The sequence below is a fragment of the Streptomyces europaeiscabiei genome (assembly GCF_001550375.1).
GTDB lineage: Bacteria > Actinomycetota > Actinomycetes > Streptomycetales > Streptomycetaceae > Streptomyces > Streptomyces europaeiscabiei.
In genome coordinates, this window is record NZ_LRTR01000277.1 from 1 (window position 1) to 9,570 (window position 9,570).

At 71.5% G+C, this 9,570-nt stretch carries 7 protein-coding genes; 3 read left to right on the forward strand and 4 right to left on the reverse strand.

Features of this window, described 5'->3' with window-relative positions; translation table 11 throughout:
- On the reverse strand, positions 1–715 hold a 715-nt coding region (locus AWZ10_RS13535), incomplete at its 3' end, for a hypothetical protein (protein ID WP_234361136.1).
- A gap of 950 nt (positions 716–1,665) precedes the next feature.
- Here AWZ10_RS13535 and AWZ10_RS13540 point away from each other — a divergent pair.
- On the forward strand, positions 1,666–2,112 hold the full coding sequence (locus AWZ10_RS13540; protein WP_060891164.1) for an ATP-binding protein: 447 nt from the start codon (positions 1,666–1,668) through the stop codon (positions 2,110–2,112).
- Between the two features lie 682 nt (positions 2,113–2,794).
- Here AWZ10_RS13540 and AWZ10_RS13545 read toward each other — a convergent pair.
- Both AWZ10_RS13545 and fxsA read right to left on the reverse strand, forming a co-directional pair.
- On the reverse strand, positions 2,795–5,314 hold the full coding sequence (locus AWZ10_RS13545; RefSeq protein WP_060891165.1) for an FxsB family cyclophane-forming radical SAM/SPASM peptide maturase: 2,520 nt from the start codon (positions 5,312–5,314) through the stop codon (positions 2,795–2,797).
- 27 nt (positions 5,315–5,341) lie between these two features.
- Entirely contained in the window at positions 5,342–5,539 is a 198-nt protein-coding gene (gene fxsA / locus AWZ10_RS13550) for an FxSxx-COOH cyclophane-containing RiPP peptide (RefSeq protein ID WP_037689515.1), read from the reverse strand.
- Positions 5,540–5,919: 380 nt separating this feature from the next.
- Between fxsA and AWZ10_RS13555 the strand changes: the two genes are divergently transcribed.
- Together AWZ10_RS13555 and AWZ10_RS13560 are read left to right on the forward strand one after the other, a co-directional pair.
- Positions 5,920–6,855 (forward strand): intradiol ring-cleavage dioxygenase, encoded by a 936-nt coding sequence (locus AWZ10_RS13555; protein WP_208618493.1) that lies wholly within the window; start codon positions 5,920–5,922, stop codon positions 6,853–6,855.
- A gap of 9 nt (positions 6,856–6,864) precedes the next feature.
- Entirely contained in the window at positions 6,865–7,695 is an 831-nt protein-coding gene (locus AWZ10_RS13560; protein ID WP_060891166.1) for a triphosphoribosyl-dephospho-CoA synthase, read from the forward strand.
- A 184-nt stretch (positions 7,696–7,879) separates the two neighbouring features.
- Here AWZ10_RS13560 and AWZ10_RS13565 read toward each other — a convergent pair whose 3' ends face one another.
- Positions 7,880–9,364 carry an aminopeptidase P family protein gene (locus AWZ10_RS13565; RefSeq protein ID WP_046709471.1) on the reverse strand — a complete coding sequence of 495 codons (1,485 nt, stop codon included), beginning with the start codon at positions 9,362–9,364 and terminating at the stop codon, positions 7,880–7,882.
- Between the last annotated feature and the right edge of the window lie 206 nt (positions 9,365–9,570).

Sequence of the window (9,570 nt, forward strand, 5' to 3'; positions counted from 1 at the left end):
CGGCGCGCGGGGCGGCCGAAACGGCCTCCGGCGCGCTCGGGAGCCCGGACCTCAGGACCCGCGCCAGCGCGAGCGCCCCACGCAGGGACCCTACGAGTGGCTCCTGCGCCGACAGCCGGGTCAGGCGCAGCAGCGCCAGGTCGCCGTGGCGGAGCATCCACCCGGCGGCGACGGCCGCGAGCACATGGCCGAGCAGCATGGGCAGGGACGGCAGGAGGGCGGCGGGGGAGCCTGCCGCGGTCGTCATGGCGTCTGCCGGGTCGTGGGCGGCGTGTGTGCCGCCGACACCGGCCTCGATGAGGATCCGCCGGGCCTGCGCGGGGCTCAGGGCCGCCGCGGTCGCGCCGCACACGAAGCGGGCGGCGCGCTCGACGAGCAGGGCGTCCATGGCTTCCGTGGTCCGCGACGTGGCCGTCGCCCCGTGCTGGCCCAGCCCGAACAGAATGTGCAACAGGGTCTGGCCCACCGCCAGCGTCGCCGCGATGCCCGGCAGCGAGCGTTCGCGTCCGGCCAGCGCGGCCGCGACGGAGAAGACGCCGGCGAAACCGACACCCAGGCTCCACAGCGGGATTGTCGCGCATGAGGCGAGCGCGTGTCCGGCCCCGGCCAGCACGACGCAGACCGCGGCGAACACCGCGGCCCGCAGAACCCGGAGTTCACCTCCGGCGCGCACCCGGCGCGGAGCGCCTGGCCGGTGTGGATGGGGGGCAGTCATGGCGGGCCCATCATCGCACCGGGGCGCTCCGCTGGGTTCGGCGGGTTCATGGGGTGAGGTACGGGGAGATGGGGGGCGGTGTTCAGGTGGGGGTTCGGGCGCGGTGGGGGGGGGGAATGCGTGGGTGGTTGGCGGGTGCGGGTTGTGGGGGCTTGTCGCGCAGTTCCCGGCGCCCCTAAAAGACTGCTGCGCCCCCGGTGCGGAAAGGCGCGCCGGGCCGAGCGGCCCAGAAAGGAACGTTGTGGGCCGAGCGGCCCAGAAAGGAACGTTGTCCTCTTCGCTGTCCGGGAAGGTGCCTTGCGCCCCTGGCGCGAAAGGTGCGCTGTGCCCTGCGGCCCAGGAAAGAGCGGCGTCCTCTCTGTGTCCCGGAAGGTGTGGTGTGCCCCCCCTGGCCCGGAAGTCGGCGCCGCGCCCTCGGGCCCGGAAGTCGCGCTGCGCCCCCTGGCCCGGAAGTCGGCGCTGCGCCCTCGGGCCCGGAAGGTGCGGTGTGCCCTCGGGCCCGGAAGTCGGCGCTGCGTCTCCTGGCCCGGAAGGACCGGAGCCCTCTCCGTGTGCCGGAAAGGTGCGCTGTCCTACCGATGTCCCTGAAGAGCGCAGAGCCCCGCAGCCTGAAGGACCCGCTGTTCCCGTGGCCCGGACGGGACCCGCTGCTCTCCGCAGCCCTGAATGACGGGCTGTTCTTCATCTCATGTCATTTCATGTCACGTCCCTGAAGAACGCGGGGCCGCCCCGTCCCCCGGTCTCCTTGATCGCGAAGCCTTCCGGGGCCCAAGAGTTGTGGGCCCGAGTGTCAAAAGTGGTGGGTGATTCGGAAGGGTTCGGTCCGCATACACCGATTGCACGGGGGACGCATCCGCCGTATGGGCGGAGAGACGGTGTCCGGGCGATTGCGCACCGCTCTCGGCGGCAATACGTAACGGTATGTCGAGCCGCGGCCTGGAGGCTGGAGCATGAGCATCTGGTGGTCACTCCATTTGCGGCGCGAGGCTGCGAGCGTGCCGCTCGCCCGGCGACTGCTGATCGGCACGATGGAGACGGCGGGCGTCGACCCGGACGTCTCCTACGACCTCTCCGTCGCCCTCAGTGAGGCCTGTGCCAACGCGGTCGAGCACGGCGGCGCGGTCTCGGCCGGCGCCACCACCGAGGCGTACCGGGTCACCGCCTACCTCGACGGCGAGAAGTGCCGTATCGAGGTCGCCGACTCCGGCCCCGGTTTCCCGCACCGCCATCCGGTCCGCCCGGCCCACACCGACGCCGAGAACGGCCGCGGCCTCTGCCTGATCCGCGAACTCGCCGACCACGTCCACATCGGCAACAAACCGGGGCACGGAGGCGCCGTCGTCAGCTTCGACAAGATCCTCAAGTGGCGCGAGGACGCACCGCTGGTGGCGGTGTAGCGCGCCCAGACCCGCGCCCGGTCCGGCCGCGTAGGGCCCGCGCGTCCCGATGAAGAGCCGCTGCCGACGGGGGCTAGGTTCCCTGCGCGGTCTGGGCAGCCGGGACCGGTCGGTCGGCTGTGCACTGGAGGCATGCGAGGCGACCAGCATGGGCGTTCGCTGTTGATGGGATCGAGCCGATGATCGCGCCGTGCCGCGCGCCGCCGCCGTGCGCCCGATGGTCGCCCTGCCGCTGGGAGAAGGCCCACCACTCCCGGCCGTACTGCTCGCTGCGGAAGTAGCGAGGTGAGTACAACGGTACGAACACCTTGCAGCGCGCGAGGTTCGCCGACAACTCGTCGGTGCATCGGGTGCCGACCTGTATCCCCTGGTCCAGAAATCCGACCTCGGCTCCCTTGGGAAGGTTCGGTCAGCTCCATGATGTGCTCGCGCAGTCCGTCGAACAGCTTCTTCACCCACATGGTGGGGTCGGCATCACTCGAATCGCCATGCGGCGTGTGCGCATGGCTGAGGAAGAAGTACGGACCGCTTCCCCCGCTGCCCAGACCGGCACCCTGCACGTGTGTCCCCCGACGCTCCGTGAGCGGGGGGCCAGTCGTACGAGTGGGGCGCGGACCATCGCACGGTCAACTCTGGGCGACCCACGGTCGTCCTTCGGGAGTCGGATCTCGGAGACCCCTCGTCAGGTCGCTGGACGCGAGGCCGCTCGCCAGTTGCCCCGGTGCTCCTGAGCCATCTCGCGGGCCGTGCGGAGAGCGTCCGGACCGACCGACGCGGTCATCGACCTGAGCACCGTCTCCCGCATCCCCGCCACGAAGTGTTCGCCGACGGGCGTGAGCGCGCCGGATGCGGCCAGAGTCTCCACCGCCTCGGCTGTCTGGTCTCGCCAACGCGAGAACTGGATCTCGGCGGTTCGGGCCTCGGCGCCCGCCGCGCTCCGCCACCGGGCGCGCCAGAAGTCGACCACCGCGAGATGGGCGTACGTCCCCTGCAGCAGTCCCTCCAACGGGCGCGGGTCGGGCCGCCAGGGTGCGTAGAACAGCTTGCCGCAGGTCGGGTCGTGCAGGTCGACGAGGTCCAGGACGGCGCCCAGCTTCACATGCTGGAACTCGTGGACGAGGAGCAGCGCGAGCGTCCGAGGTGTGGCGGGGCGGGCGATGGCCACCGCGCCGAAGGCGTCGCGGGCCGCCGAGCTGATGTCGGCACCCTCGGGGGAGGGAAGGAGCGGGGTGATCACCCGGAGTCCGGCGGCGATTCCCGGCGCGTACTGGGGCAGTTCGCGGCGGATCCAGGCCCAGGCCCCGGTCAGGTCGGCCCGCCACGCCTCGGCCTCCTCCTCGGTGAGCCGGGGGTGCGCCGGATGGCCGTGGCAGGCCCGCGAGGGGTCGGTGTCCTCCAAAGTCACGGTCCAGCCGTCCAGTTCGAACCGACGGCTTCCCCGCCAGGCGGGGTCCTCGGGGCCGTTCCGGGGCAGGGTGTACGTCCGGTCGTCCGCGTGGACCGTGAAGCCGTCGGCATCCGTGCGGACCACGACGCGCTCGGCGCCCGCTCCCACCGTCAGCGTCCCGAGCGAGGGCAGTCGCAGCAGCCCTTCGTGGACCGGGACGACGACCGCTGCCGGGCGCCCGGCGCGCACCGCGGCGGCAGCGGTGATCTCCGCGATCCCGCGCGTGGCCGTCGCGGCGGACTCCGCGTCACCCTCGGCCGGTCCCGCCTGCGGACCGGACCCGAGGCAGCCGAGCGCCCAGGACCGTACATAGGGGTGGGCCAGGACCCTGTCCACGGATTCGGGTGCCTCGCTGTCGAGGACGGTCAGCGTGTTCCAGGCGTCTTCGCCGTCTCCCCCGTCTTCGCCGTCTCCCCCGTCTTCGCCGGCTTCGGCGGCTTCGGCCTTCTCGGCGTCGCCGTCCGGTGGGGTGTGCGTCGTCCCGTGCCGGACATGGCCCAGCAGCTCGCGGACCAGAGCGAGTTGGTGACGGGCCAGCAGGTCGACCGTGGTGTCCGTGCCGCGACCGGTGGCCAGCTCGGCCAAATGGTGTTCGGCGAGCGCGGGTCGTACGGAGTGGTCGGCCATGTGACGGTCCCGGAGATCGGTGACGAAGGACAGCAGATCGGAGCAGTACACCGACGGGTTGAGGAATCCGCTGCCGTCGGACCGGTATCGATGGGCGTAGAGGCCGCCCCCGCAGGAGCGCACCACCGGGCAGGCACGGCACTGCGCGGCCAGTCCCTCGACGCCCTGCTGCCGGGCCACGATGCCCGGATGCGCGGCGACCTCGTCCAGGGAGTGCGCGAACACGTCCAGGCCGGTGGCCGGGGCTCCGTCGTGCGCGGTCTTCAGGGAGTCGGCCTGTTCGAAGGTCCCGTCGGTCTCGATCACGGCGAGGTCGGCCGGGGCCAGCCCCAGCGACTCCGTCAGGCTGCTCTCACCGCGCAGGGTCCGCAGGACCGAGTCGAAGACACGGACGTCCATGGAGCGTCCGGTCGCGGCCCAGCGGTCGTGGACGGTCAGCAGCCAGCGCGCGTACGCCGTGCCGTCGATGTCCTCGGCCGGGCGCGGCGGAGGTTCGTCCCAGGTGGCGTGCGGGAGGAGGAAGTCGACGCGGGGCGGGGTGAGTTCGGCGAGCGCGTCGTGGACGGCGACCGGGTCGTTGCGCAGGTCGATGGTGCAGAGGATGCCTGCGAAGAGGTGGCGATAGCGGGGCCGGTTGAGCAGGGCGACGGCTCTGAGGACCCGGTCGTGGCTGCTGCGCCCGTCGGCGTAGCGCCGGTGCAGGTCGTTCGCGGCCCTGTCGCCGTCCAGCGAGACGCCGACCTTGATGCCGAACTCGTCGAACAGGTCCAGGAACCGTTCGTCGAGCGTGACGGCGTTCGTGTGGATCCGCAGGTCCAGCTCGCACACGCCGCCGAGGGCGGCCGTCAGTTCCGTGGCGGCTCTGCGCAGCCGGGTCCGGCCCGCGAGGAGGGGTTCGCCGCCGTGCAGCACCACGTGGACGGCGGTCAGTCCATGGGTCTCCGCATGCTCGGCGATGCGCTTCGCCGTGGTGCGCAGGACCTCGTCCGACACCACTCTGGGCCGACCGCGCCAGCTCTGGTCCGCGTGTTCGTACACGTAGCAGTGGTCGCACGCGAGATCGCAGCGACTGTGCATCTTCAGCACGAACTGGCGTAGAGGAAGGAGCGGTCGGCCCATGACGTTCATCTGTGTGTCGCCAGGTACGGGCGGCTGTCAGACGGAGGACTGGAAGGCCGCCACCGCGACCCTTCCCGGACCGGTCCGTTCGACGCCGTTCGACACGGCACGGGTCAGAGCGGGCGACAGCGCGCCGCCGCCCCGCGCCGCCAACTGCACCAAGGACACCCGCTCCGGACCGACGGCGGCCGTAGTTCCTGACTCTTCGGCCGTGGGGTCGAGGGATGCGTTCATGGAGACCTCATCAATCTGTGCGTGGAAACTGACGGGGTTGCGGTCTTGCGGCTCGACGAAGCAGATGCCGACAGGAATTTCTCACTCAAGCGTCGGCCGCAGAAGAAGTTAGCGGCCGACCGGACTGACGACGCCGAATCTTCGGTCAGCTGCTGGTTGCGACCAGAACATAGCCGACGCCGAGGAGTGCTTCGGACGGCAACACAAGCCTCGTCCGTATTCGGGGCGGCAAACGTGAGAACCGTCTCATCGCCCGGTCGGATCACGGCGGTTGAGCGGGGAAAGTACCGTTCCGGGCGGCTTCAGCCTTCTCAGCACTCTCAGCCCGCTCACAGCCACACCCCAGCCCCCTGACGGACTGCGTCCCTAACTTCGCTGCCATGACGGGAAAGCACACAAGCAAAACGATCACGAGGCGCCGCGCTCTCGTGGTGACCGGTGGGACGGTCGCCGCCGGTGGTCTGGCGGTCGCCGGGTACCAGTCGGCGTTCGCGGACGAGGCGACGGGCAGCACCGAGGGGACGGCCACGCCGTCCGCGACGAGCACCGACGGCGCGTGCATGACACTGATGTCGAGCGTCACCGAGGGCCCGTACTACCTGGACGGCGCCCTGGTCCGGAAGAACATCACCGAAGGCAAGAGCGGTGTTCCGCTGACACTGCGCCTCACCGTCGTGGACGCCACCGACGGCTGCACCCCGGTCCCCGGCGCGGCCGTGGAGATCTGGCACTGCGACGCCTGGGGCTACTACTCCGGCTACACCACCGCGAATCCCGGCGGTTCGGCGCTGGCCGAGAGCGAGGACGGCTCGACCGCCGACGACGCCACCTACCTCCGCGGCTACCAGATCGCGAATGCGAACGGTGTCGTCAAGTTCGAGACCATCTTCCCCGGTTGGTACACCCCCCGCACCTGCCACATCCACGTGAAGGTGCACACCGGTGGCGAGAAGGAGGACGGCACCTACGAGGGCGGCAAGGTCAACTACACCGGCCAGTTCTTCTTCGACGACGGGATCGCCCAGGAGATCTTCACGCTTGAGCCCTACTCCCGGCACAGCGGCAGCTACACCACCCTCGACAACGACATGGTCTACGACGGTGGCGGCGCCTCCAGCGGCCTGCTCACCCTCAAGGCCGTGAAGAAGGCCGACCCGGCCCGCGGCTACAAGGGTTTCCTCACTCTCGGCGTCGACCCCGACGCCGAGAACACGGGCGCCGGCGGCGGTGGCGGTGGCGGCGGTACGCCCCCGTCGGGCGAGCCTCCGACGGACGCTCCGACCGACAACGCCATCAGCTCCGAGTCGGCCTCGTAGGGTACGCCCATGACCAGCCGCGAGGACGAGACGCTGGCGCGGGCCGCGGTGGCCGCGCTCACCCGGCAGTTGGAACTGACACCCAAGCCCGGCCTGCCCGACCCGCGTGACCTCGGCGCCCGCGTCACCCGGCAGGACCACCGCGCCCTGCGCTGGTCGGCGAAGTCACTGGTGCCCGGCCTCGCGGCGATGGCGGCCTGCGCTCGTCGCAACGGTGCGGCGACCCCCGAACTCCGCGCCGAACTCGGCGCGATCGGGCGCTGCACCGAACACTCCATGCAACTCGCCGGGGGCGGTCATCGCGGTGCCACCTGGGTGCTGGGCCTCCTGGTCGCCGCGGCGGCCATGGAACCCGGCGCCCGGGGGCGCGAACTCGCCGCCACCGCCAAGAAGATCGCCGCACATCCCGACCGCCGGGCACCCAGGCGCCCCTCCCGGGGGTCGTCGGTCTCCGCCAAGTACGGGGCGGCCGGCGCCCGGGGCGAGGCCCGCGCGGGCTTTCCCCATGTGCGGCGGGCGTTGGACGTCCTGGCCAGGGCACGCACCGCCGGCACGCCTGAGCCGGACGCCCGCCTCGACGCGCTGCTCACGGTCATGTCGACGCTCCAGGACACCGAGTTGCTCTACACAGCCGGGCCCCATGGGCTGCGGCACGTGCAGGCGGGGGCGCAGGGCGTGATCGACGCGGGGGGTACGACGACCGATGCGGGGCGGGAGGCTCTGACCGCGCTCGACACGGATCTTCAGGGGCGGGGGTGGAGTCCTCGCGGGAGTGGGTCGCTGCTTGCCGGGGCGCTGTTCGTGGACGCCCTGCCGCTCACCGCACGGGTGCCCGCGTAAAGGTTCCGCCCCCGCCGCCCTTACCCTTCCCGTCCCCAGGGGCTGTGCCCCCTTCGCCTCCTTCGGTCCTCTTGGGCGCCTGATGGCTCGGGGCCCGGGTCGTTCTGCGGGTGCGGGTGCGGGTGCGTCCGCGGGTGATGTGGCGGCAAGCCCCCCACTCACCCGCGGACGAACCCGCCCAGCCTCAGCCCCGCGCACCCCTCAAAGAAGCCATCCACGCCTCGACCTCGTCGGAGCGGCGAGGCAGCCCGGAGCTCAGGTTCCGGTTGCCGTCCTCCGTCACCAGGATGTCGTCCTCGATCCGGACGCCGATGCCCCGGTACTCCTCGGGGACGGCGAGGTCGTCCGCCTGGAAGTACAGGCCGGGCTCGACCGTCAGCACCATCCCCGGCTCCAACGTTCCGTCGACGTACGACTCGACGCGCGCGGCCGCACAGTCGTGGACATCCATGCCGAGCATGTGCCCCGTGCCGTGCAGGGTCCAGCGGCGCTGGAGGCCCAGCTCCAGGACCCGCTCCACCGGGCCCTCGACGAGCCCCCACTCGACCAGCCGTTCGGCCAGTACGTGCTGCGCGGCGTCGTGGAAGTCGCGGTACTTGCCGCCGGGCCGCACGGCGGCGATACCGGCCTCCTGGGAGTCGTACACGGCGTCGTAGATCTTCTTCTGGATCTCGCTGAACGTGCCGTTGACCGGCAGGGTGCGCGTGACGTCGGCCGTGTAGTACGTGTGCGTCTCGACGCCCGCGTCCAGCAGCAGGAGGTCGCCGGAGCGGACCGGGCCGTCGTTGCGGACCCAGTGCAGCGTGGTGGCGTGCGGGCCGGCGGCGCAGATGGAGCCGTAGCCGACATCGTTGCCCTCGACCCGAGCGCGCAGGAAGAACGTTCCCTCGATGTAGCGCTCCGAGGTGGCCTCGGCCTTGTCCAGCACGCGTACGACGTCCTCGAAGCCGCGCACGGTCGAGTCGACCGCCTTCTGCAGCTCACCGATCTCGAACTCGTCCTTGACCAGCCGTGCCTCGGAGAGGAAGACCCGCAGCTCGCCGTCCCGCTCGGCGGTGACCTTGTCGTGGAGCGCCGCCTCGATGCCGGCGTCGTACCCGCGTACGACCCGCACCGGGCCACCGGCCTCGCGCAGCTTGTCGGCGAGTTCGCGCACGTCGGCGGCGGGGATGCCGTACAGCTCCGCCGATTCGGTCAGCGAGTGCCGCCGCCCGACCCACAGCTCGCCCTGGCCGGAGAGCCAGAACTCGCCGTTCTCCCGGTCGGAGCGCGGCAGGAGGTAGATCGTCGCCTCGTGGCCGTCCGCCACCGGCTCCAGGACCAGGACACCGTCCTCGGTCTGGTTGCCGGTGAGGTACGCGTACTCGACCGATGCCCGGAACGGGTACTCGGTGTCGTTCGAGCGGGTCTTCAGGTTGCCCGAGGGGATCACCAGGCGGTCGCCCGGGAAGCGCGCGGAGAGCGCGGCGCGGCGCGCGGCGGTCTCGGCGGCCTGGGCGATCGGCTCCAGGCCGTGCAGCTCGGTGTCGGCCCAGTCCGACTTCATGCTCTCGGCCAGCTCGTCGGACACGCCCGGGTACAGGCCGTTCTTGCGCTGCTTGATCGGCTCCTCGGCCTCGGTCGCCTCGGTCTCCGGGGTCGCCGGCTCGAGCTCGTCCGCCACGGTCATCCTCCTAGGTACGGCACTGGACCGCGTCCATCGTACGGTCGTCCCGCAGGGGACCCGGAGGCCTTGAACCACCTCTTACGACGGGTCACCGAGCCCTCACGGGAAGCAGCCGCGAACGCTCCGCACGCGAAGCGACTCGCCCCCGTCGCGCGAAACCACCGGCGCATGATCGGCGGGTGGCGGGTGGCGGGTGGCGGGTGGCGGGT

What these genes read in the sequence shown, in the direction of transcription:
- AWZ10_RS13555 (WP_208618493.1), top strand. Translation starts at nt 5,920, where the DNA reads ATGACGGGAAAGCACACAAGCAAAACGATCACGAGGCGCCGCGCTCTC.
- AWZ10_RS13560 (WP_060891166.1), top strand. Translation starts at nt 6,865, where the DNA reads ATGACCAGCCGCGAGGACGAGACGCTGGCGCGGGCCGCGGTGGCCGCG.
- AWZ10_RS13565 (WP_046709471.1), bottom strand. Translation starts at nt 9,364, where the DNA reads ATGACCGTGGCGGACGAGCTCGAGCCGGCGACCCCGGAGACCGAGGCG.
- fxsA (WP_037689515.1), bottom strand. Translation starts at nt 5,539, where the DNA reads ATGAACGCATCCCTCGACCCCACGGCCGAAGAGTCAGGAACTACGGCC.
- AWZ10_RS13545 (WP_060891165.1), bottom strand. Translation starts at nt 5,314, where the DNA reads ATGAACGTCATGGGCCGACCGCTCCTTCCTCTACGCCAGTTCGTGCTG.
- AWZ10_RS13540 (WP_060891164.1), top strand. Translation starts at nt 1,666, where the DNA reads ATGAGCATCTGGTGGTCACTCCATTTGCGGCGCGAGGCTGCGAGCGTG.